Source organism: Leptolyngbya sp. CALU 1928, from assembly GCF_056784215.1.
The window spans coordinates 1,789,156-1,810,721 of the sequence record NZ_JBXBCE010000001.1; the positions used below are offsets into that span (position 1 = coordinate 1,789,156).

At 48.0% G+C, this 21,566-nt stretch carries 22 protein-coding genes and 1 pseudogene; 15 read left to right on the forward strand and 8 right to left on the reverse strand.

Going from position 1 to position 21,566, the window contains the following annotated elements:
- Positions 1-41: 41 nt before the first annotated feature.
- Complete coding sequence (locus AC1S5B_RS08325; protein WP_482035209.1) at positions 42-728, reverse strand: PEP-CTERM sorting domain-containing protein; 687 nt, start codon at positions 726-728, stop codon at positions 42-44.
- 248 nt (positions 729-976) lie between these two features.
- On the opposite strand from AC1S5B_RS08325, the gene AC1S5B_RS08330 reads away from it, so the two are divergent.
- Positions 977-2,599 (forward strand): SulP family inorganic anion transporter, encoded by a 1,623-nt coding sequence (locus AC1S5B_RS08330; protein WP_482035210.1) that lies wholly within the window; start codon positions 977-979, stop codon positions 2,597-2,599.
- Between the two features lie 12 nt (positions 2,600-2,611).
- Here the strand turns inward: AC1S5B_RS08330 and AC1S5B_RS08335 are convergent, their stop codons facing one another.
- Positions 2,612-4,192 carry a VanZ family protein gene (locus AC1S5B_RS08335; protein ID WP_482035211.1) on the reverse strand — a complete coding sequence of 527 codons (1,581 nt, stop codon included), beginning with the start codon at positions 4,190-4,192 and terminating at the stop codon, positions 2,612-2,614.
- A 441-nt stretch (positions 4,193-4,633) separates the two neighbouring features.
- Between AC1S5B_RS08335 and AC1S5B_RS08340 the strand changes: the two genes are divergently transcribed.
- The 9 genes from AC1S5B_RS08340 to AC1S5B_RS08380 all read left to right on the forward strand — a co-directional run bounded on the left by AC1S5B_RS08340 (position 4,634) and on the right by AC1S5B_RS08380 (position 11,663).
- Positions 4,634-4,777 carry a hypothetical protein gene (locus AC1S5B_RS08340; protein WP_482035212.1) on the forward strand — a complete coding sequence of 48 codons (144 nt, stop codon included), beginning with the start codon at positions 4,634-4,636 and terminating at the stop codon, positions 4,775-4,777.
- Positions 4,774-4,938, forward strand: coding sequence for a transposase (locus tag AC1S5B_RS08345; RefSeq protein WP_482036609.1), 165 nt, complete (start codon positions 4,774-4,776; stop codon positions 4,936-4,938). Before AC1S5B_RS08340 ends, AC1S5B_RS08345 begins: the two co-directional genes overlap by 4 nt.
- Positions 4,939-4,965: 27 nt before the next feature.
- A complete protein-coding gene (locus AC1S5B_RS08350; RefSeq protein WP_482035213.1) occupies positions 4,966-6,138 on the forward strand; it encodes a DNA double-strand break repair nuclease NurA in 1,173 nt (390 codons plus the stop codon).
- Between the two features lie 61 nt (positions 6,139-6,199).
- Positions 6,200-7,012 carry a 5'/3'-nucleotidase SurE gene (gene surE, locus AC1S5B_RS08355; RefSeq protein ID WP_482035214.1) on the forward strand — a complete coding sequence of 271 codons (813 nt, stop codon included), beginning with the start codon at positions 6,200-6,202 and terminating at the stop codon, positions 7,010-7,012.
- Positions 7,013-7,449: 437 nt separating this feature from the next.
- Complete coding sequence (locus tag AC1S5B_RS08360) at positions 7,450-8,358, forward strand: MBL fold metallo-hydrolase (protein ID WP_482035215.1); 909 nt, start codon at positions 7,450-7,452, stop codon at positions 8,356-8,358.
- A 24-nt stretch (positions 8,359-8,382) separates the two neighbouring features.
- Positions 8,383-9,384: a bifunctional riboflavin kinase/FAD synthetase gene (locus AC1S5B_RS08365; RefSeq protein WP_482035216.1), complete on the forward strand. Its 1,002-nt coding sequence runs from the start codon at positions 8,383-8,385 to the stop codon at positions 9,382-9,384.
- Positions 9,385-9,524: 140 nt separating this feature from the next.
- Positions 9,525-11,000, forward strand: a complete 1,476-nt coding sequence (glgA, locus tag AC1S5B_RS08370; protein ID WP_482035217.1) for a glycogen synthase GlgA — start codon at positions 9,525-9,527, stop codon at positions 10,998-11,000.
- A gap of 88 nt (positions 11,001-11,088) precedes the next feature.
- Complete coding sequence (locus AC1S5B_RS08375) at positions 11,089-11,298, forward strand: hypothetical protein (RefSeq protein ID WP_482035218.1); 210 nt, start codon at positions 11,089-11,091, stop codon at positions 11,296-11,298.
- Positions 11,299-11,309: 11 nt separating this feature from the next.
- Positions 11,310-11,663 (forward strand): type II toxin-antitoxin system PemK/MazF family toxin, encoded by a 354-nt coding sequence (locus AC1S5B_RS08380; RefSeq protein WP_482035219.1) that lies wholly within the window; start codon positions 11,310-11,312, stop codon positions 11,661-11,663.
- 109 nt (positions 11,664-11,772) lie between these two features.
- Here AC1S5B_RS08380 and AC1S5B_RS08385 read toward each other — a convergent pair whose 3' ends face one another.
- Positions 11,773-12,915 carry an alanine--glyoxylate aminotransferase family protein gene (locus AC1S5B_RS08385; protein ID WP_482035220.1) on the reverse strand — a complete coding sequence of 381 codons (1,143 nt, stop codon included), beginning with the start codon at positions 12,913-12,915 and terminating at the stop codon, positions 11,773-11,775.
- A gap of 283 nt (positions 12,916-13,198) precedes the next feature.
- Between AC1S5B_RS08385 and AC1S5B_RS08390 the strand changes: the two genes are divergently transcribed.
- Positions 13,199-13,432: a helix-turn-helix domain-containing protein gene (locus AC1S5B_RS08390; protein WP_482035221.1), complete on the forward strand. Its 234-nt coding sequence runs from the start codon at positions 13,199-13,201 to the stop codon at positions 13,430-13,432.
- Positions 13,432-14,331 carry a BglI family type II restriction endonuclease gene (locus AC1S5B_RS08395; protein ID WP_482035222.1) on the forward strand — a complete coding sequence of 300 codons (900 nt, stop codon included), beginning with the start codon at positions 13,432-13,434 and terminating at the stop codon, positions 14,329-14,331. Before AC1S5B_RS08390 ends, AC1S5B_RS08395 begins: the two co-directional genes overlap by 1 nt.
- Here the strand turns inward: AC1S5B_RS08395 and AC1S5B_RS08400 are convergent.
- Positions 14,328-15,227 carry a DNA-methyltransferase gene (locus AC1S5B_RS08400; protein ID WP_482035223.1) on the reverse strand — a complete coding sequence of 300 codons (900 nt, stop codon included), beginning with the start codon at positions 15,225-15,227 and terminating at the stop codon, positions 14,328-14,330. The two genes, AC1S5B_RS08395 and AC1S5B_RS08400, sit on opposite strands and share 4 nt — an antisense overlap.
- Positions 15,228-15,395: 168 nt before the next feature.
- Between AC1S5B_RS08400 and AC1S5B_RS08405 the strand changes: the two genes are divergently transcribed.
- Both AC1S5B_RS08405 and AC1S5B_RS08410 read left to right on the forward strand, forming a co-directional pair.
- A complete protein-coding gene (locus tag AC1S5B_RS08405) occupies positions 15,396-15,596 on the forward strand; it encodes a hypothetical protein (RefSeq protein ID WP_482035224.1) in 201 nt (66 codons plus the stop codon).
- A gap of 56 nt (positions 15,597-15,652) precedes the next feature.
- Positions 15,653-15,865, forward strand: a pseudogene (locus tag AC1S5B_RS08410) (ISNCY family transposase); the annotation flags it as partial.
- Positions 15,866-16,150: 285 nt separating this feature from the next.
- Here the strand turns inward: AC1S5B_RS08410 and AC1S5B_RS08415 are convergent.
- Entirely contained in the window at positions 16,151-17,134 is a 984-nt protein-coding gene (locus AC1S5B_RS08415) for a pyruvate dehydrogenase complex E1 component subunit beta (protein ID WP_482035225.1), read from the reverse strand.
- A 337-nt stretch (positions 17,135-17,471) separates the two neighbouring features.
- Here AC1S5B_RS08415 and AC1S5B_RS08420 point away from each other — a divergent pair, with 337 nt between their 5' ends.
- Entirely contained in the window at positions 17,472-17,975 is a 504-nt protein-coding gene (locus AC1S5B_RS08420; protein WP_482035226.1) for a DNA recombination-mediator protein A, read from the forward strand.
- A 24-nt stretch (positions 17,976-17,999) separates the two neighbouring features.
- Here AC1S5B_RS08420 and AC1S5B_RS08425 read toward each other — a convergent pair whose 3' ends face one another.
- The 3 genes from AC1S5B_RS08425 to AC1S5B_RS08435 all read right to left on the reverse strand — a co-directional run bounded on the left by AC1S5B_RS08425 (position 18,000) and on the right by AC1S5B_RS08435 (position 21,439).
- On the reverse strand, positions 18,000-19,364 hold the full coding sequence (locus AC1S5B_RS08425; protein ID WP_482035227.1) for a DNA double-strand break repair nuclease NurA: 1,365 nt from the start codon (positions 19,362-19,364) through the stop codon (positions 18,000-18,002).
- A 205-nt stretch (positions 19,365-19,569) separates the two neighbouring features.
- Positions 19,570-20,508, reverse strand: coding sequence for a hypothetical protein (locus AC1S5B_RS08430; RefSeq protein WP_482035228.1), 939 nt, complete (start codon positions 20,506-20,508; stop codon positions 19,570-19,572).
- 196 nt (positions 20,509-20,704) lie between these two features.
- The gene (locus AC1S5B_RS08435) at positions 20,705-21,439 is read right to left on the reverse strand and encodes a histidine phosphatase family protein (RefSeq protein ID WP_482035229.1); all 735 of its coding nucleotides are present in this window, start codon (positions 21,437-21,439) and stop codon (positions 20,705-20,707) included.
- Positions 21,440-21,566: the final 127 nt, after the last annotated feature.

Below are 21,566 nucleotides of genomic sequence, written 5' to 3' on the forward strand. Positions count from 1 at the left end.
TGATCCCATTGATGTAGGTGTTATCTAGCTGTTTTTATTCACTATTGAGCCAGCTTTTTTGCTTTGCGACGCGCAATGCTCATACCCATGCCCGCAAGCGCAAGTCCAGCCATGGTGGTAGGTTCGGGGGCAGCGGCGGCGGAAGTGGGTGCAGATTCAACCGCGATCGCTGAAATATCCCAGCCATCGCGATCGTTGCCCCTAGCAGATTTATCAACCAGCTTCACAAACTGATAAGTCTCTCCCTGCTTCAGGTTCACAACAGTCCCCGTTTTGGTGTTGTAGGCTCCATCAGCAATATTCTTGACTGTTTGAACCAAGTTCCAACTGTCTAAGCTATTTCCAACATAAACATCGACCTGCTCGTCGTAAGCTTCCTGACTAGATTTAAAGCCCCAGGTTGTTTCCCATAGACGAATCTGGTTTTGAAACAAGGTGCCAAAGCTAAACACCGCAGAACCGCCTAACCCTAAACTAAGAAACTTTTGATTGCCAGAGCTATACACATTTCCAGTGGGCGCTGTGAATGCTCCCAGCGCTTCTTCAGGATTATCGCGACCATCTTCAATTTTGGTCACCTTGCCACCGGAAGTCGTCGCATAGCCAGCGTTATAAGACTCTACTTTGTTGGCAAACGTGAGGGATTGAGCTTGGGAAGGAGCATTAGATATAACAGTGGCGACTAGAGCAAGCGGTACGGCGAAGAAAAGAGGATTAACAGTTTTCATAGGATTGAAGATTGGATGAGATGAGGTGTGCCCAACAGACGGATGTTTCTGATTGAAACGCTCCACTCAACGTACCCTGAATCAATTGGTATCGTTAGGTACAATGCTGCATCTTATTTAAAGCAATATCATCTGCCAATCCGTTGTGAAATTACGTGCCAAATTGACTCTCAATCCCTTTATTGCTGGGGTTTTAACCGTTTAGTGAATTCACTTAAGTATTTATAAGGGAATCCCCTTCCTCGCGGTTGGAACGAATTTATCGATCGCGGGTACGGATGGCTGTTGCGTTTTCCAACTGTTATACCAGTGAGAAAAGTACGTCTGCTAAACCCCTGGTAATTCTATATTTGATGACGATGGTAGGAAAAAAATTGAACGGAACGACTTTCAAGCGAGAGTGGTTTTCTAACACTCAAAAAGACATTGTGGCGGGCACCGTGGTGGCGCTAGCGCTGATTCCAGAGTCGATCGCCTTTTCCATCATTGCAGGTGTAGACCCCACCGTTGGGCTGTATGCCTCGTTTTGTATTGCGGTGGTGACCGCCTTTGTCGGTGGGCGACCTGGATTGATTTCAGCCGCAACGGGTTCAATGTCCCTGCTGATGATTACTTTGGTAAAAAATCACGGGCTGCAATATTTGTTTGCCGCCACAATTTTGACCGGGATTTTGCAGATTCTCTTTGGGGTTGGCAAACTGAGTCGCCAGATGAAATACATTCCGAATGCAGTGATGAGTGGCTTTGTGAATGCCCTCGCCGTCCTAATTTTTATGGCACAACTGCCCCAACTGATCAATGTGCCCCTAGCCGTGTACCCAATGGTGGCGATCGGGCTGGCGATTATTTATATTTTGCCGAGGTTTACAACCGCTATTCCCTCGCCCTTAGTGGCGATCGTGCTGCTGACGGCGGCATCCATTTTAGGCAAGATTGATGTGCCAACGGTGGGTGATATGGGAAAGTTGCCCACGGTTCTTCCCTTTTTTGTGCTGCCCAATGTGCCGTTTAATCTGGAGACGCTGCAAATTATTTTTCCCTACGCGATGACATTGGCGATCGTCGGCTTGCTGGAGTCGTTGTTAACTGCTGCGCTGTTGGATGAACTCACCGATACGCCCAGCGACAAAAATCGAGAAGCGAGGGGGCAAGGCATTGCCAATATCGTCACGGGCTTCTTTGGCGGAATGGCAGGCTGCGCCCTAATTGGGCAATCGATGATTAACTTCCAGTCAGGCGGACGAAAACGCCTTTCCACGCTATCGGCGGGTGTTTTCCTGCTGTTCTTTATTTTGGTGTTGGGGGATTGGGTTAAGCAGATTCCTATGGCTTCGCTGGTTGCCGTCATGATCATGGTTTCCATTAGCACGATGAACTGGTCATCCCTGCGGGATATCAAACGCATTCCTCGCAGTGAAACGGTGGTCATGGTCACCACAGTAGTCATCACAATTGTGACTCATAACCTAGCGATCGGGGTGGGAATTGGGGTTGCGCTCAGCACCGTCTTATTCTCACGCAAGATTGCCAAAGTTCTGTTTGTCGATACGCGGTTGAGTCCTGATGGAACCCAACGAACCTATAGCATTGCAGGACAGTTATTTTTCGTTTCCGTGAATGATTTCCTGGATGCGTTTAATTTTCATGAAAATTTGGAGTTCGTGGTGATTGACCTGACTCAGGCGCACATTTGGGATCAGTCGGCAGTGGCGGCGATCGATAAAGTGGTGATTAAATTTCGTCGTTATGGGTCAGAGGTCGAACTGATTGGGCTAAATGAGGCAAGCGCTACATTGCTGGATCGGTTAGCGGTTCACACTCAACCCGATCCACTCGACAGTCGCGCTGATCACTCATCAACGTCAATTTAGCGCTTTGTCAGGTTAGAGAAGCTTAGCCAGAGTCGTAGGCTTCATAGGTTTAAAGAGGCTTCTTTTAGAGGCGAGGATGGTTCCGCCTAACATCAGGATTCCAAGCAGTACGTTGGCGGCACGAATGGGGCGATCGCCCTCATTTGCCAAAAAGCCTTCTAAGATCAACGAGGGCAGCACAGTGCCGCCACCAATCACCATCAGATAGAGCGATCGCCGATGTTTCAATCGATTGGCAATTAACCCAATCAAAAACCCTAAGGGAACCAAAAGCAGCAGATACAGCACAATCTGATAGCGGTTCGGAGTCAGGTCAATTAGATAGCGGCGTTCAACACTGTCTAGATAAATCCGGATAACAAAGCCAGAATAGGTCACCAAAAGGCGATGGGGCTGAGTATCGGTAAAAACATTTAGAAGGGTCTGCTGCGGTATGCGTTTGGCTGCGCTGCTTCTAGCCGCATCCAGCAGGATGGTGAGTCCAGATTGCGCTTGCCCTATCATCAAATTTCCTTGACCCGATGGCGGGGCGATCGCAATGATCTGTTTAAAGCCTGGTAACGCTGCGGACAGATCTGTCGCGGCGATTGTTGCGCTCAGGGTGAACTGCGAACTTTGCTGAATCCGCTGACTGATAGATGGCACTGGCTCAGTAGTTTTTAGCCAGCTTTGTGCGGATAGAGTTGCCCCATTTTCTGAAAGGGCATCGGGGGCTTTTCCTTGCCAGGAAAGGGACGGGGCATTCCCAGTGCTATCTTGGGTTCCTTGTTCGCCTCTTAAAGAATAGGCGGCTAGCACGGAGTTATTGCGGGTGATAAACGCCTGCGAGTCTGCAAAAAACTGTTTTACTTGAGGTTGCGATAACGCGCGATCGCCCAACACGACATCAGAAATAGTGCCATCCCAAGACGTATCCAGCGTTTTCTGAAACACTGGATGGTAAGACGAATAGTTGGTGCCCAGCGACAGCGGATAGGTTAGGCTCCATCCCTGCAAACTATTACCCTGCCAAGCAAACACTACTGCACCAGCCAAAACTGCATAGGCAACTAGCCCAATCACCAACTGCTTCAGCGAAAATTTGGCGAAAATTTGGCGGCTAATATCCAGCAGCAGCGTTGCACCGCGATAGACCCAGAATCCAAAATATTCAAAACAAAGATAGCCAACCCCACCGCCCACTGCATTAGAAACCACATCTAGCGGAGTTGGCTTACGACCGGGCAAAAAAGCTTGTAGCAACTCAATCCCAAGCGACATTACACCGCACACCAGCAAGACTGCTAACAGCTTAGTTATCGGTTTGAAGGGGCGTTTTGCGATCGCACTACCCAATCCAAAACCAAGCGGCGCAAACAGCACAATGTTGGCAAGAACATCTAATAGTCCTGAGGGGGTTCTAAAACGTCGGATAATTTCTTGAATCGGTGAACTACCCGTAAACATGAACTTGAATGGATAAAGCGTTGCAACAACAATCAAGATCATGCCCAATAGGATGATTTTGGGTGCCCATCGAGTTGCTATGTCACTCGTCCATGGTTCATTGATCTCTTGAGAAAACGAGCTTTTAGCTAACCTTCGATCATTCATTGTGTTTGTGGGGTGGGGTGTCCAACCTAAAAAAGTGTGAATTAATCCCTAAGCGCACCTGCCATGGCTTCAAAACGGGATCAGAATAAATCATCATTAGAATTACTTAGTTAAGGCAGGATTAAATGCGATCATAGTCAGCGGGTTTGTGAGGTGACTACTGATGGGAATGGGCTTTACTAAGGATTCACGAACGACTTGAAAATTTATAATGGGCTTAAAGTTCGGCAGGTCTGGAACGCGATGTGCGACGTTCCTAATTGCCTTCACCCTAAGTCCCTCTCCTAGAGAAGAGTATCGGCTAACTCGACGATGAGTTTTGGCAATCTTCTGCCGGGTTTAGTGCCGTCTGTTAGAGCCTTTAATTTGTCGTGCCCCCTTTGAAGCTTACGAATTTTGCGGTCTAGCTTTGAGTAATCAGGACTCTCAGCCTTCTCGCCATTGCTCATAATTGCTCATAAAGGCAAAGATCTTGATGCCCAAATTAATGCCGATATTTTGGTTCAGGTTTCGATTGAGTATCCACCTAAGCTTTCGATTTCTCAGATGGTGAACGCCTTAAAAGAGCTATCCAGCCGCCGATAGGGGCGGCTGGATGCAAAGAACCTTGTTGCAAGGACGCTTTATGGACTCCTAGCTACTTTGTTTCATCGGTCTGCGGTGCGCCGTTAGAAGGGGTAAAGCGATATATTCAGGAACAAGAAAAGTCTTCGTCAAGCGACGGGGTTTTCAACCTATTTCTTTGATAGAACAGACCCTTCTATTCCTCCCCTATGCCTCTCAAGTCCTCCAAAATATTATCACTGCTTCAAGAAAAACGAGCCGATTTTGAACGGTTTGATTACACCGCGCAGCAAGCTTTTCAGAAATATCGCAGGGCGCTGGCAAAAGCGTCCCAAATGCCAGCAGAAGTGATCCGAACGGATCTGAGCGACTGTGCCCCCAGCGATCGCGGAGCGGAACCCTTAGAACCCCTAGAAAATGATGAAAATTGGGTAAAATCTTTTGGGCTGCTCTGGCAAAGCCGCGAAGATAGCCATGCTTGGGTGCGTGATCGCCTGACAGACATTGCCACTTTTGCCGTGGATGGTTCCCAAATTTATCCGGGCAAAGATATTTCAATTCCGATCGCGCTGATTCAAATTGGCTGGTTTGAAAACTTCCATTCTGCCGATAGCCGCTATGAAAAAGATGTTGCCGTGGATGTGATGACTCCCGCAGATCTGAAAGCAAATAGCAGCGGCGATATGCTGAATCAGCAGGTGAATATGCGCCGATTTCAAATGGAAGTGGAGCGCCTAATTCAATATATGGAAGACCGAGCCGGCGATCGCACCTGTCTTGCGTTCTTTGATGGCTCCTTGGTGGTGAGTTTTGCAGACACGTTTGATCCGGCTACGCGAGATTTTTATGTGAAATCCGTTGTGAAGCTACTACAGGCAAGCAAACACTATCAAGTGCCCCTGGTTGGCTATATTGACACCAGCTATGCACGGGATTTGACAGTCATGCTGCAACGGGTGTTTAACCTGCCCGATGCCCCTTCGATTCACGATGCGCCTCTGCTGGGCACCTTGATGCAGTGGGGCGATCGCACGCCGTTGTTTTCCTGTCGGCGCTCTGGTGTTTTGCAGGATTACCCGACCGCGATCGCCAATCAGATCAGCTTTACCTACCTCAAAGCCCACGACGGCTTACCCGTTCGCCTAGAGCTACCCCAATGGATTTATGATGCGGGGCGGCTAGAGCAAATTTTAGACTGGGTGCGGGGCGAAGTGATTATTGGCGGCGGCTATCCTTATGTGATCGAAACGGCTGATCAAACGGCTGTCCTTAAAGCTGAAGATAGCCAACTGTTTTTTCGCCTGCTGCAAGACTGGGCAAAAGCGGAGGACTTAACCCTGCGCCTTTCCCGCAAAATGGTTAGCAAAGCCCGACGACGATAGCTGATTTGTGCAGGACTCTAATGGACAATGGGCATAGGCAACCATCCAAAGGCGGCAGGCAATGAAACTATTGATCAGTAATGATGACGGCATTTTTTCTTTGGGCATTCGATCGCTGGCGAACACGCTGGCAGAAGCTGGACACGAGGTTTTTGTGGTCTGCCCTGATCGCGAGCGATCGGCAACGGGGCACGGACTCACGCTACACCAGCCCATTCGCGCGGATCGAGTGGAATCAGGGTTTCATCCTGCCATCAAAGCCTGGGCATGTTCTGGAACCCCCTCAGATTGCGTTAAGCTGGCGCTTTGGGCACTGCTGGACGAGAAACCCGACTTAGTGCTATCCGGGATTAATCATGGGGCTAACTTGGGCACTGATGTGTTGTATTCGGGCACCGTATCTGCGGCAATGGAAGGCGTGATTGAGGGGATTCCGAGCGTGGCGTTTAGCTTAACCAGTTTCGCCGCTCAAGATTTTGTGCCCGCCGCAAATTTTGCGCGATCGCTAGTTGCTAAGCTCGAAAAACAGCCCATTCCACCCTTAATGTTGCTGAATGTGAATGTGCCTGCGGTCAAAGCAGAGGCGCTCGTCGGAGTGGCTATCACTCGCCAAGGCTTGCGCCGCTATATTGATGTATTTGAAAAGCGGATCGATCCGCGCGGCAGAACCTACTATTGGCTGGCAGGAGAAGTGCTGGAAGAGGTAGAAGACTCATCGGATCTTGCAGCAGTGTTTCCTACCGATGTTCAGGCGAATCGGCAAAACTACATCACAATCACGCCACTGCAATACAATCTAACTGCCTCGCAAGGTCTAGAAAATCTAAAAGATTGGGCAAAAGAACTTTCTTCCTATGCGCCCTTAATCAGTTGAGCGATGTTAACGCTCAGGCTCACCACGCTGAACGGAGGAATCTGAAAAGGTCGCTGCTGGATAACTTAGCTGAATCATTCATTAATCTTAAAGATCTGTGAAAGCGCACTTTTCAACAAAGAGAAATAAGATTAAGAGGAACAAATAACGACACCTGAAACGTTTGCATTGTTGTTCATCTGGGTACTTTAAGTACAAGGATTGATAGAACTATAGGACTTAAAGCTTTTTGGAGTTACCTCAGGAAAACTGAATGTGTTTCTAATCACTTCAATGACCGATCCAGATCACTGTCAAAATGACGAATTTCCGTAAAGCTGCGTATATAGAGTATTTTCGGATATTGCTGCCTATCCGTGAACGGATTAAATAAGGTTCACCGTTTGCCAAGCAGTGTTCACTTGAGAACCCCTATCGAAGTTCACCGAGAGATATCCATGTCCAGCGCGTTAGATCGTTTTGTCATCAACTTTTGGGGAGTCCGAGGGAGTATTTCCTGTCCGGGAGCAAGCACGGTGCGATATGGAGGAAACACTCCCTGCGTGGAGATGCAAGTGGGCGGTAAACGATTAATTTTCGATGGTGGTACAGGGATTCGAGTTTTGGGAAGAGCGCTCTTACCTGAAATGCCATTAGAGGCACATCTATTTTTTACCCATTCTCATTGGGATCACATTCAAGGATTTCCTTTTTTCCTACCTGCATTTGTGCCGGGTAACCGTTTTCATATTCACGCTGCGATCGCGCCTGATGGCTCCACTATCGAAAAGCGCCTGAATGATCAAATGCGGCATCCTAACTTCCCAGTTCCACTGCAAGTGATGGGTGCTGATCTACAGTTTAGAGATTTGGAGATTGGGCAATCGGTGCCTGTGGGCAATGAAGTGCTGGTAGAAACGGCACTCTTAAACCATCCGGGGCAAGCACTGGGCTATCGAGTCAACTGGCAGGGGCACGCGGCGGCTTATGTCACCGACACGGAACACTACGCAGATCACCTGGATGAAAATGTGCTGAAGCTGGCAAAAAATGTAGATGTACTGATCTACGATGCCACTTATACCGATGACGAATATTATTCAAAGCAGTCTAGTAAAGTTGGCTGGGGGCACTCCACTTGGCAAGAAGCAGTCAAAGTTGCCAAAGCCGCGAATGTGAAGAAACTGGTTATCTTTCATCATGATCCCTTGCACGATGATGACTTTTTAGACCAGATAGGGAAGGATGTTGCCAAGGCATTTCCCAATAGCATTCTCGCAAGGGAAGGCGTTCCGCTGCAAATTGTACCACCCCCTGCTTCCTCAAATGGGATGAAGCCATTGAAAGAAATCCAGGTTTCCGTCTAACCAGAGGATGCGTTGTGTGTCAGAATGTCAAGCGTGTGGATTACTTCATCGATCGCTACGGTTCTTACTCCTACTGCGGTTGCCCTTGGAAATTTTGATGGTGTCCATCAGGGGCATCGGCAGGTCATTCAGCCTGTTTTGGTAAATTGCAGTGAGATTGAAAGTGGGATTGACAGCCAGATCGCCTCTCCGGTTTATCCAACGGTTGTTACCTTTCATCCTCATCCTCAAGAATTTTTTTCGGGTCAGCCGCGCAAATTGCTGACTCCTCTAGCCGAAAAAGCAGTTCAGCTAGACGCAATGGGAGTCAAGCAACTCGTGTTACTGCCGTTTGATCAGCAGCTAGCGATACTCACTCCAGCGCAGTTTGTCCACGAGATTTTGGTAGAACAATTGCAGGTGCGCCAAATCAGCATCGGTTCAGATTTTCGATTTGGGCGAAACCGGGCAGGAACCGCGCAGGAACTCCAGGCGATAGCGGCTGCCGAAGGCATTGAGGTGATAATTACCTCCCTAAAACTGCTTGACGAAAAACGGATCAGCAGTTCTGCCATTCGTGCAGCCTTGCAAGCCGGAGATATTGCCCTTGCCAATTACCTTCTGGGTCGCCCTTATACGCTGGTCGGAACCGTTATCAAAGGTCAACAGCTTGGCAATACCCTAGGCTTTCCCACGGCTAACCTGGAGCTTCCACCCGAAAAGTGCCTGCCTCGCCTAGGAGTCTACGCTGTGCGAGTGCAGTGGTGCGAAAAGAGCGATCGCGTAGGCGCTGACTTGTCAATTCGTCCCCAACCCGTTACAGCCTATGAGATAGGGGTGATGAACTTGGGCTACCGACCGACAGTAAACGGCACTCACCTAGTCGCCGAAGTGCATCTACTCAACTGGTCAGGCAATTTATACGGGCAGATTCTTTCCGTTAGTCTCGAGCAATTTCTTCGCCCTGAACAAAAGTTTGAGTCACTGGATGCGTTGAAAGCCCAAATTAAAGCAGACTGTGATGCCGCGCAAGCCATCTTTAGCTGATAATGGAGTCCATCCCAAGGCTATTTTGCGATTGCGGCTAGAATGGTAAGTTGCCTTTAATTATCACTGTACGAGTTTCGCCTAGAACTATATACTTTTGTGCAGTTAGAAACAGCGATTCGATTGATTGAGGAATAAGCATGTACATCGTCCAGATTGCCGCTGAGTGTGCCCCTGTAGTAAAAGCCGGAGGCTTGGGCGATGTGGTTTATGGGTTGAGCCGAGAGCTAACCCTACAAGGTCATACCGTAGAAATTATTTTGCCCAAGTATGACTGTATGCGGTACGACCATATTTGGGGATTGCACGAAGCCTATCAAGATTTATTAGTGCCTTGGTATGAGGGCGTGATTCGCTGCACGGTTCACTGCGGCTGGGTGCATGGGCAACTGTGCTTTTTTATTGAGCCTCAATCAGAAGATAATTTTTTCAATCGGGGCACCTATTACGGCTGCAAAGATGACAACATGCGATTTGCCTTTTTTAGCAAGGCAGCACTGGAGTTTTTGTTGAGAACTAACAAGCGACCCGATATCCTCCATTGCCACGATTGGCAAACTGGGCTGGTTCCAGTCTTGCTATACGAAATTTATAAGTGGCACGGGATGACGAACCAGCGGGTTTGCTATACTATCCACAATTTTAAGCATCAGGGCATTGTGGGTGCGGAGATGCTTGCAGCGACGGGGTTGAATAATGAAGCCTATTATTTTGAATACGATCGCCTACGCGATAACTTCAATCCGTTTGTCCTGAATTTTATGAAGGGCGGCATCGTTTACTCCAACTTTGTGACTACGGTTTCACCCCATCATGCCTGGGAAGCGCATCATGGCGAATTGGGCTATGGCTTGGGGCATACGCTGCATCTTCACCAGCATAAATTTACCGGCATTCTCAACGGGATTGATGATGAGTTTTGGAATCCGGAGAGCGATCGCTACCTTTCTGCTCACTACAGCAAAGACGACCTAACGGGCAAAGCTGCGAATAAAAAAGCCTTGCAAGAGCGCCTCTGGCTTGAAGTGGAAAACAAGCCCTTAATTGCCTATATTGGGCGCTTAGATGACCAGAAAGGAATGCATCTGGTTCACCACGCCATGTACTATGCTCTTCAGCGCAATGCTCAGTTTATTCTGCTCGGCTCTGCGACGGAACCCGGCATCAATCAATGGTTTTGGCACGAAAAACGCTTTCTCAACGACAATCCCAATGTGCATTTGGAACTGGGCTTTAACGAAGAACTCTCCCATCTAATCTATGCTGGAGCCGACTTAATTGTGGTGCCGAGCAACTTTGAACCCTGTGGGCTAACCCAAATGATCGGCTTTAAATATGGCACTGTGCCGATTGTCCGGGGGGTGGGCGGCTTGGTGAATACGGTGTTCGATCGCGATTATGACGAAACCCATTTGCCCGAAGAGCGCAATGGCTATGTATTTTATCAAACTGACGACTCAGCGTTAGAATCCGCGATGGATCGGGCGATCGGGCTATGGGAAAAATACCCCGACGAGTTCCAAAAGCTAATTGTGCAAGGGATGAACTACGATTATTCCTGGAATCATCCCACCAAAGATTACCTAGAAATCTATGAATTCATTCGCCACAAGTAGGAGCCGAGCTTTTGATTGATCAGTGATATGAACTGACGTGAATTTCTGGCTTGGCGTTTAAAGTAAGACGAAGGGAGGAGAATTCTCTATGCCAAACACAATCCAAGAGATTTATACCCAAGTGATTCGTGCGTTGCCACCCGCAGAGCGGCTACGCTTGGCAACGCTGATTCTCAATGATTTAGTACAGCATAATGCTGATGTTATTGATCAAAGTGATGCATGGACAGAGCAAGATCAACTTGATTTAGTGACCTTCTCCTTGCAATATGCGGCAACGGGTTACCCTGAGAGCTAGGAGTTAGCCGAGTGACCTTTAATCCAGGTGATGTCGTTACTGTTGATTTTCCCGGTGTCACAGGGATTAAACGTCGTCCTGCTGTCATTTTGTCTTCGGCAACCTATCATGCAAATCGCCCTGATGTAATAGTTGGGCTGATTACAACTCAGACGACTGCTTTAGGGGTAACCGATTACATCCTTCAAGATTGGCAAGCAGCAGGTTTACGGGCTGCGTCTGTTTTTCGGAGTTTTATTGTGACGTTGCCGCCTGCTGCTAACTTGGTTTATGTTGGGCAGCTATCAGAGCATGATTGGCAAAATGTTCGGGCGTGCGTCAAAGTAGCCCTTGCAAAATTGGACGAGTCAGAACTAGAGCCATAAGTTTTACTGTCGCAGGTCGCGTTTTGACTTCGCTGAATGCTCTCCAAGTAGGCGGTTAAACGAAGCCATAGCTTGCTTCCCGCAGGGTAACGCAATCTCCGAATATGCCTTACAAAAGTTGTTTGAGGGCAGCAACTAGGCGATCGCAGCTTTCGGGTTTGCTGTTATAGCCCATTAAGCCGACGCGCCACACTTTGCCTGCCAGTTCGCCTAAGCCGCCGCCGATTTCGATGTTGTGGTCGGTTAGCAGTTGACGGGCGATCGCTTTGCCATCCATACCAGCGGGAATGCAAACGGTGGTCAAGGTGGGTAAACGAAATTCTTTCTCAACATGCAGAGATAGCCCGATCGCTGCTAATTGCTGCCAGAGGTATTCCACATTCGTTTGGTGTCGCTGCCAACACGCCGCCAGCCCTTCTTCGGCAACCAGTCGCAGTGCTTCCCGCAGTCCGTAATACAGGTTGATCGGCGCAGTGTGATGGTAGACATGCTCCGCCCCCCAATATTTACCCAGCAAATTGGCATCCAGATACCAGTTGGCAACCTTAGTTTTGCGTTGCGCCAGCTTTTCTAGGGCGCGATCGCTCATGGTAAACGGCGATGCTCCGGGCGAACAGCCCAGCCCTTTCTGGCTACAACTATAGGCAAGATCCACGCCCCACTCATCCAGAAAAATCGGCACTCCGCCCAAACTAGTAACCGTATCAATCAGCAGCAGGCAACCATACTCACGGCACAAATCGCCCACGCCTTCCATGGGCTGACGTGCTCCCGTGGAGGTTTCAGCATGGACAAGGGCAAGAATCGCTGGACGATGGGTTTCCATTGCCGATCGCAATTCTTCCAGGCTAAATACCTGTCCCCAGGGTTTGGCGATCGTTTGCACATCGCCCCCATAGCGCCCTGCCATATCCACCAGACGATTGCCAAAATAACCCGCCACGCCGACCAGCACCACATCTCCCGGTTCCACAGCATTGGCGATCGTGGCTTCCATTGCCGCTGTGCCCGTGCCGCTGATGGCAAAGGTGCAGGAATTTTCAGTTTGCCAAACATAGCGCAACAGAGATTGAATTTCGCCCATGAGTGCTAAGAAGGCTGGATCGAGATGACCCACGGGGGATAGGCTCATGGCGTGAAGCACGGCGGGATGAGCATTGGAAGGACCGGGTCCCAGCAACAGGCGATCAGGCACCTGCAACGGCGCAAGATTCAAGCGTTGGCGATCGCGAATAGATAAGGTTTGCATCATGACAACATCATTGGTAGTAAGGCTGATGTTGAGTTTAGCTTTCTCCGGGTAGCGATCGGTGAAAAAGCAAAATACTGCAAGATTGGGATTGGTAGTTGGTGAGGAGTGGTGGGGCGATCGTTGACAGTCCTACCAACCTGAAGATAGGCAGAATCTTTCCGCCTATCCTCCCAAACGGCGTACTATAGAAAAGGTTGCTATATATAGTCTGTAGATATATAAGTAGCATCTGGATAGGCTGATCGAAGAATAAAATCTAATCTGTGATTCTACTTAATGTTAGATGATCAAGCAATTTCTAGGACTTAATCAAGTTGTAGCCACAAATCTAAGGAAGCTAAGAAAAGGGATTGGAATATCCCAAGAGGATTTAGCTGAAAGATGTGGTCTGCATAGAACTTATGTCGGCGCTATTGAAAGAAGTGAGCGCAACATCACGTTACAGACTCTAGAAAGACTTGCAGAAAGTTTGGGTGTTTCGCCACATGACTTACTGAAAGAGCGTCAAGATGTTTAATGCTTTTAGAGATTCTCAATATATTATTTATAAATATTATTTATAATCAAGCTAGAGATTACTTCATCCAAAACTATATTCAGCTGATCGAACTGGAAAAATTTATATCTTCCAAAATACATGAAATTATTAATATCAATATCAAGCAGATAGTTGATGACTTCAATGAAGCAAGCTACCTCTACCCATTTTGGCAAAACTATCCGCCTGAAGAAAGAGGAAGATTGCCGATAGGTGATCAGTACCATTGGATAGAGGTTGGTGAACACGCAATTGGAGATAAGTTGCCGAGGCTCTTGGAGAGTTATTTCAGTATTCGTGATGTAGGTCTACCTACAGGTTCTGATGTGAGATTAGTGCTAACGCATCCAGAAATTAGCAATATTACTAGTGGTTTTACAGAAAAGTGTTGGCTATTCCTCGATATTAAATCTGTTGGACCCAGGGACGATCAAGACCATACGGTAATGTCTCACAATCAAATTTCTGGGAGCGGCAGATGGAATTCTGCTGATGGTGGTGTCGTTAATGAAATAATGGTCGCAAGGGGTCGGAAAGCAAGCCACTTATTCCACTGTAGTATTTCTCCAATTTATGTACTTAGTGATGGGACTGTCGTACCAGTTGTTGTAGTTATTCTGAAGCCTGTGTACAAAATGCTATCCCTTGAAGAAAACTCAACTGATATAGGACAACCACTCAGAAGAATCAGCTTTGCAACGGTTCCTAACGGATTACTTCTCCACGAACGACCAAATTATCTAGAGCAATATCCTGAACTATTCTTTCCTGGAAAAGATGACAAAACAAAAAATCCTTTAAAGGTTCGCTGTAGGGTCAGCTTTGCAATTTTAAGAAGTATAGCTAACTGGAGATTTCAAGAGATTTTTGTGCGCTAAGCAAAATGCAGTTCTGTCTGAACAGATAATAGTTCTTTCAGACGGGCTTTAGCCAAATTTACATAGCCACCTTCTTTTTCTATGCCTATGTATCGTCGATTTGTTTTAACCGCAGCAACAGCAGTTGTACCACTACCCATAAATGGATCTAACACTAAGTCACCTTCCGCGCTAAATAGTCGTATTATTCGTGTTGCTAACTCCTCTGGGAACTTTGCCTCGTGGTCATCGTTTGCTCGCACACTGTTTATGTACCAGATACCTCTCGAACCCCAATCTTTCCATTCCTGAGTTGAAAGCTTGCTCCTATCAATTACATACTCTCCTGGCTTCCAGAAGATGTACAAGTCTTCATATTCACTAACTGCCTTCAGCGTGTTACTTGTCCATTGACTATTTGCCCAAGAAGGATCTTTAACCCAAACCCTTTTGTCATATAAATAAATTCCTACATTATGAGCGTATTCTTCAAGATAATGCCCTACTAGCTTAACTCTTGTCTGAGTATTATATTTTCCGCCGCGAATATTATTCCCGTTCAGTCTTCTATCAATAGTTTGTTCACTACAACCAAGTAATTCTGCTAGCTGATAACGATTAAGATTGGGATACTTCTCACGAGCTTCCAAAACCATTTCTCTTGTTACCTTGCATTTTTGATTAGAGATGTTAAGAGCCTGTATCCGAGGCATATCATCATCTTTAAAACATAAAATATCTGCAATGTTGATAGCTAGAAAACCGCCTGACTTTAGGGCTAACGCATGATTCTCAATAACTTTTCTCAGCATAGCTTGCCAAGATTCAAAGGTCTCCTCCTTCTCATATTCCTTTCCCACAAAATATGGCGGCGACCAGAAACTCAAAGCCACACTATTTGGCTCAATTTCGAGCATTTTGTACTCTGACTTGGCGTGATAGATTACGTCGGTTTTGAGGTGCTGCATCTAAAGTGCTACATAAAGTCATCATCTTAAGCATGCTACATAAAGTCATCATTTTTGTCGAATCTCTATGACGGCTTTATGTAGCTAGTTGTAACAGTCAGCGCATTCTCACACAGTTTGCCAGCCGCAAGTGACGACCTCATGATCGATCGCCCCATCACTTCAAACTGCGATCGCGGTGGTATTTTAGTCAGTGAGCAGCGATCGCTTAATTTCGATCGTGCGGCGCGATCGCCGCACGATCCTGCATCAATCACAGAACTAATGAGACTGCGATCGCTCCATCCCTTCAAAACGCGATCGCGGTTCATATCTTAGTCAGTGAGAAACGATCGCTTAATTTCGATCGTGCGGCGCGATCGCCTCACAATCCTGCATCAATCACAGAACTATCGCTGTTGTTTCACACCTTACTGGAGTGGCTCGACCAGAAGTACAAACTTCTACGATCTCACTTGCCCACTCGCAAGACCTTTTTCGATGATTTGCGAACCTTAACTCGTTACCTGTATTTCGACAGTTGGGATCATCTGCTTACCTTCATGCTTGAGGGTTTAGAGCTAGAAATCCCACCCAACACTAGTTAATTTTCCATACTGAGAATTGCTGATCACATCTCCACCAGCTTGACAATTTTTCCACGGCAGTGCAACCAAGCTGGCTATGAGGAATGACCGCCGCCATATCCTCGGCTGAAGATTCTAGCGCACATTCTACTGAGGTTGCTGTTACGCCGATTGGGTGCGTACCTGTTCTACGCCGAAGTCATCAGGAAAGCTGCAATATCCTCGAATCACTAAGGCTTTGTCTGGGATTCTTTCCACATGTTGTGTCTTCTAATAAATCATAGGGTTGCACCAACCGCTGATTTTCTATAGCTGTTTATTCACAATCTTCTTCACCGCTTCTACAATTTGTTGAGGTTGCACAATCGTCAGGCTTTCCAATGCGCCATTGTAAGGCGTAGGGATGTCTTGAGAGGAAAGCCGAATTACGGGAGCGTCGAGTTCATCAAAGAAGCGATCGCTGATGGATGCCACTATTTCCGCCCCAATCCCGCCCGTCCGCATACATTCTTCCACTACGATAACGCGATGAGTCTTGCGAATGGACGCACCAATCGTTTCAAAATCCAGCGGTTTCAGCGACAAGAGGTCAATAATTTCAGGATCATAGCCCTCTTTCTCCAGGGTTTTCACGGCTTGCATAGCATGATGGCGCATCCGCGAATAGGTCAGCACCGTCACATCTGATCCTGAGCGTACAATTTCCGCTTTGTCTAGAGGCAAATAATATTCTTCCTCAGGCAAATCTTCCTTCAGGTTGTAGAGCAGCACATGCTCGAAAAACAGCACAGGATTGTTATCGCGAATGGCAGATTTCAACAGCCCTTTGGCGTTATAAGGCGTAGAGCAGGCGACGATTTTGAGTCCTGGGACTGCTTGAAAGTAGGCTTCTAGGCGCTGGGAATGTTCGGCTCCCAACTGTCGCCCTACGCCGCCCGGACCTCGAATTACTAGGGGAATCTTGAAGTTGCCGCCGGAGGTATAGCGCAGCATGCCGGCATTGTTAGCGATTTGGTTGAAGGCTAGTAGCAAAAAGCCCATGTTCATCCCTTCAATGATCGGGCGTAACCCAGTCATCGCCGCACCGATCGCCATCCCGGTAAAACTGTTTTCGGCGATCGGGGTATCCAGTAACCGTAGATCGCCATATTTTTTATACAAGTCTTTGGTGACTTTATAGGAACCACCGTAGTGCCCGACATCTTCGCCCATGACCATCACGGTTGGGTCTTTGGACATTTCTTCGTCGATCGCCTCGCGCAGGGCGTTGAAGAGTAGGGTGTCTGCCATGGGTTCCTCTAAATGCTCAAATGATTGCTCAAAGCCAATCCTAATTCTAGACTAGTCGGCTGCGATCGCCCAGAGCTAAAGCCTATGAAGCCCTCACAATTTCGCCTTTTGTAGTTTGCACCTTTTATGGGCAATTGATTGGGGTGTGGTGTGGGTCAGTCCAAACTTAAAACTCAAAATTAGTCATTGTCCGCTTCGCAAGGCTCAACACACTCTATGTGATCCGTCCTCTATCCCCTGCCAATTGCTAAGTATTGCCTGGATTCTACGAAAAAAATCTGTGCGGCAGGGCTAGCTCTGTTACAATATGCTCCGTTGTACAGTCGGGACAGCATCATTGAGCCAGTCTATCAACATTCCTAAAGTCGATGATTTTCTGCAAGAATTGGCCACAATTCAGCAGACGGGATCTAAGCGAATCGCCCTCCTGGGTTCCCGTCATGTGCCGATTACTCATCAGAAACTAATTGAGATCATGAGCTATGCCCTTGTTCTAGAGGGAAATCGCTTAATCACATCTGGGGCAACCGGAACGAATCTTGCCGCAATTCGCGGGGCGATGCGGGCAGATCCGTCGCTGCTGACTGTGATCTTGCCTCAAGGACTTGATCGCCAGCCGCGAGAATCTCGTGACCAGCTTGAACAGGTCATGCATTTAGTAGAGAACCCTGACAATGACAATATGGCTTTGGGAGAGGCTAGCGCTGTGTGTAATCAAGAGATTATTTCACGCTGTCAGCAGCTAATTTGTTTTGCCTTTCATGACAGTGCAACCCTGCTCAAAACCTGCCAAGACGCGGAAGATCAGCGCAAAATCGTAACGCTGTTTTATTTCGATTAAATTAGCAGCGACAGAAGCGCTTTTTCAGGCGATGCTGCCGCGCTTGCGGGCTTCTTTGTAGGAAACGCCAACATTTTGTAGTCCGGCGCGGATCATTTGCTGCTCTAGCAAGGCAAAAAAGCGAGTGCGATCGCCACCCCGAACCACTGCCTGATTATGCGCCTCTGCCAAGGCGACGGGGTAACCATAACCCTTTTGCACTTGCGCCAACACCAGACTGAGCGCGTCATCCAGTAAGGTGCGATCGTCCAAAACCCAGCCTGGAAACTCCACCCTAGCGACTTCTGTGCCCACATGCACATAGCAAAAATAAACGCGGTGTTGGTCACCATACAGATCTAAAATGCTGGCAGAACTGCGCCAAATGGGGCTACGCTGACCGGGCTGTAGCTGCATTGCCCACATTGCTGGATCTTTCAGCGGTTCCAACACCTGACAAGGCGCATGATCTTTTTGCCCTACCTCGTTTTTGCCTGAACAATGGGTCATGCAATCGGGCACATCATAGGGACAGGCAGGCAACCGTAAAAAATTAATAGATTCCCCGCTGCGAGAGGCGCTGAGATAGCCAACCAAGGGAACTTTTGACTGCCTTAACTGTTCCCATGCTTCTAGAATTGGCTGCAAAATAGTATTTCGCGCCTCACTGGGCAACTGCTCCAAAAACCAGTAGATCAGCGAGCCGTCTACCATTGCGAGAGTGGGGGGAGTTTCGAGTTTCAAGTTTTGAAAGTCCGATAGCTCTATTTGGTGAGTTTGGAGTAACGCCTTCGGAGACGCTACGCGCATGGAGTTTGGAGTTTGAAGTTGGGAGTTCGGCATTCGATATTCGGCATTCGGCATATCTCCTGGGTCAACGCCACGCGATCGCAATTCGGAACTTTCTTTGACGTGCTGCCCTAGTTCTGCGATCGCGACTGCCTCTGACACAGTTCTGCGGTAGCCCATCCATTCTTCGGTGCGAATGCCCCACTGCCGCGAGAGATAGAGATCTTCAGGGCGATAAAAAACTTCTGGCAGGCTGTCCAATAAGGGGTGGCGGCTTTGCCCGTAGTGCAGCACAATTCGCCCAATGTTGATTAAATAACAATAGGCAATTTCGTGGTGGCTGGGGGCAATTTGGGAGCCGTCCGTGGCAATGACGGTGTGGGCAGCGGGAGCAGTGGGGATGCTGACTCGTAGGTTGAGCGGTTCGATCGGAGTAGCCGCAGTGAAAGTAATGCGATCGCGCCACTGTTCCTGCAACATCACTAGTTCATCCTGCTGTCGATAGGCTTTATCGAGCAAGGTTTGCGATTTCTCTAATCGCAGTCGAGTTGCCACCGCTTCTTGAGTTAAGTGCTGGCTAATGCCCTGCATTTGTTGCGCTAACTTAGTCAAATCCAGCATTCATCACGCCTCAACGCTACCCGTCTACTGATAGCATAATTCACCTGTACTGAATTGACGGGCGATCGCTTGTGTCAATTTTCTGAGTTACCTATTTGCACTTTCCTCGGTTATGTATCAGTCCTGAGAGTTTTTAGAACAAACAATAGGCGTAAACCTAGGTACACAAACCTCTGCACCGCTAGAACCCGACACCCGACACCTGCTATAGAGGCTCAGTAGAAGTTTGAGGAGTTTCTGGGATGTCGGTATCCTGGTTACGCTTTGCAACTTCTAGGGAAACCTCACTGTTTTTGCGATAAGTGCCCACTCTATCTTGAGCCGTTTTGTAGCGCCTATCAGTGCTAGGCACGGTTGCCATTAAGTCAGAGGCTTTTTGCCATTGGGCGGCTAAGCCTAGCCATTCCGCCGGAGATTTTGCGGATTGACTCGCCTGAGAGGTACTTTCTGCTAAGCGGACGGCTTCAACAAAGGCATCGGGGGTACTAGAGTTATTGACCGTGGCAGTTGAGGACTTAGTTTGAGATGGAGTATTAGATTGGGCAGAGGTTGGTTTAGCCGTCTCAGCCTGCAAATCGGTTGCAGTAGACGTGCCGAAACGGTTATAAAAAAACCATCCCCCAGCAAGCAACAGACAACTGACGATCGCGCCGCCAATTACGCCCCGACGAAACTGACTTTGCTCACGATGTTTGCTCAGCCTTGGTTTCACTACAGACGCTTTCGTCACATCAGATTTTGCCTGTGCAGCGCTGCGATCGCTCCAATCATCCGACCATTGCTGCAATAGGTTTGGTTTCTTTAAAAGAATTTCTTCCGACCACAAAACCTGTTTTACGGGATCTCGGCTAATCTCATCTAGCCAAAGCAACTGCTGTTCTCGGACAATCCGGCTGTTGATGTTGACTCGACGAATGTTACGCGGCGCGATCTCCTCTAAGATTTGCCGGATTCGCTCCACCAGCGGAATTTGATCCAACTGTTCCAGTGTCACCCCTTCACATAACAGTTGCAGGATGCCATCGGCAAAAATAGCGCGGGTTCGCACGCCAGAATCCGCCAGTTTTTCGTTCAGCACTTGAATGATGGCTGCAACGCTTCCCTGTCTTGCCTGTTTAAAAATGTCGTTCGCCTCGTTTGTCATGGCTCATCCGTGGCAGATAACTACTGAATAAACTCTTTGCTTAAACCGCCGCTCGTTTCCCAATCGGACGGACTAAAAATAATTGCAAATGCAGATCCCGCAAAAATTGCAGTCGCAACTGTATCGTAAGTTACATATTTTGCAATAGATATGATTTGTGTGAATACAATAACTCAAGTTGGCTGCAATGCAATGCTTAACTTTGTAAATGCTGGCAGTCGTTAAATCGATAGATTTGCCACAGATCCGTATTAAATCGATTTTGATCGGTACGTTCCCAGCGATCGCGATCAATCCAAAATTCAAACAGGGCGGTGTTATGGGCACGCAGTCGCCACGAGCGATCGCTGCCCATCAATTCAGCAATCAAGTGTTGCAAAATCCAGCTATGGGTGACGATCCAGATGTGATCACCATTGCGATGCTGTTGTAGCAACATTTGGATAAATCGCCGCGATCGCGATCTGGCATCTTCCAGCGTCTCTGCCCCCGGAATCAAAATCCAATCCGGTGAGCTTTCCAGCGCCTGACAGAGATCGGGATAGCGGCTGACTGCTTCCGCCCAAGTTAACCCTTCAAAAATGCCGTTTTGAAACTCCTTCAATTCATCTGCAAACTGCACTGGAATCTTGCGGCTAACCCCCTCCGCACTCTCACCCGACATCGCCGTTGCATCAATCAAATCACTCACCGCTGCCGGAAGTGGCGCAGTCAAAAAATAATCTACCAAAATCTGGGTCGTCTGCGCTGCCCGCTTCAACGGACTGGTGTAAACCTGGGAAGGATGCCATCCCTCAGTCAACAATCGGCGAGCCAGTTTTTCTGCCTGCTGCCTGCCTACCTCAGATAGCTCAAACTCTCCATGCCCTTGCATTCGTTTTTCTTGGTTACCCACCGATTGAGCATGACGAATAAACAGCAGCTTTAACACAAACAGATCCTAGGTTTCAGGTTTCAGGTTTCAGGAGAACGCTCATGTAAGCGAACCCCTAGTATTAATCGCAAATTGTGTTACGGACACTTCGCCTTTGTGCGATCGCCGTTTATTTTGGGTTTAA

What these genes read in the sequence shown, in the direction of transcription:
- AC1S5B_RS08325 (WP_482035209.1), bottom strand. Translation starts at nt 728, where the DNA reads ATGAAAACTGTTAATCCTCTTTTCTTCGCCGTACCGCTTGCTCTAGTC.
- AC1S5B_RS08335 (WP_482035211.1), bottom strand. Translation starts at nt 4,192, where the DNA reads ATGAATGATCGAAGGTTAGCTAAAAGCTCGTTTTCTCAAGAGATCAAT.
- AC1S5B_RS08350 (WP_482035213.1), top strand. Translation starts at nt 4,966, where the DNA reads ATGCCTCTCAAGTCCTCCAAAATATTATCACTGCTTCAAGAAAAACGA.
- surE (WP_482035214.1), top strand. Translation starts at nt 6,200, where the DNA reads ATGAAACTATTGATCAGTAATGATGACGGCATTTTTTCTTTGGGCATT.
- AC1S5B_RS08360 (WP_482035215.1), top strand. Translation starts at nt 7,450, where the DNA reads ATGTCCAGCGCGTTAGATCGTTTTGTCATCAACTTTTGGGGAGTCCGA.
- AC1S5B_RS08365 (WP_482035216.1), top strand. Translation starts at nt 8,383, where the DNA reads ATGTCAAGCGTGTGGATTACTTCATCGATCGCTACGGTTCTTACTCCT.
- glgA (WP_482035217.1), top strand. Translation starts at nt 9,525, where the DNA reads ATGTACATCGTCCAGATTGCCGCTGAGTGTGCCCCTGTAGTAAAAGCC.
- AC1S5B_RS08375 (WP_482035218.1), top strand. Translation starts at nt 11,089, where the DNA reads ATGCCAAACACAATCCAAGAGATTTATACCCAAGTGATTCGTGCGTTG.
- AC1S5B_RS08385 (WP_482035220.1), bottom strand. Translation starts at nt 12,915, where the DNA reads ATGATGCAAACCTTATCTATTCGCGATCGCCAACGCTTGAATCTTGCG.
- AC1S5B_RS08390 (WP_482035221.1), top strand. Translation starts at nt 13,199, where the DNA reads ATGATCAAGCAATTTCTAGGACTTAATCAAGTTGTAGCCACAAATCTA.
- AC1S5B_RS08395 (WP_482035222.1), top strand. Translation starts at nt 13,432, where the DNA reads ATGCTTTTAGAGATTCTCAATATATTATTTATAAATATTATTTATAAT.
- AC1S5B_RS08400 (WP_482035223.1), bottom strand. Translation starts at nt 15,227, where the DNA reads ATGCTCGAAATTGAGCCAAATAGTGTGGCTTTGAGTTTCTGGTCGCCG.
- AC1S5B_RS08415 (WP_482035225.1), bottom strand. Translation starts at nt 17,134, where the DNA reads ATGGCAGACACCCTACTCTTCAACGCCCTGCGCGAGGCGATCGACGAA.
- AC1S5B_RS08425 (WP_482035227.1), bottom strand. Translation starts at nt 19,364, where the DNA reads ATGCTGGATTTGACTAAGTTAGCGCAACAAATGCAGGGCATTAGCCAG.
- AC1S5B_RS08430 (WP_482035228.1), bottom strand. Translation starts at nt 20,508, where the DNA reads ATGACAAACGAGGCGAACGACATTTTTAAACAGGCAAGACAGGGAAGC.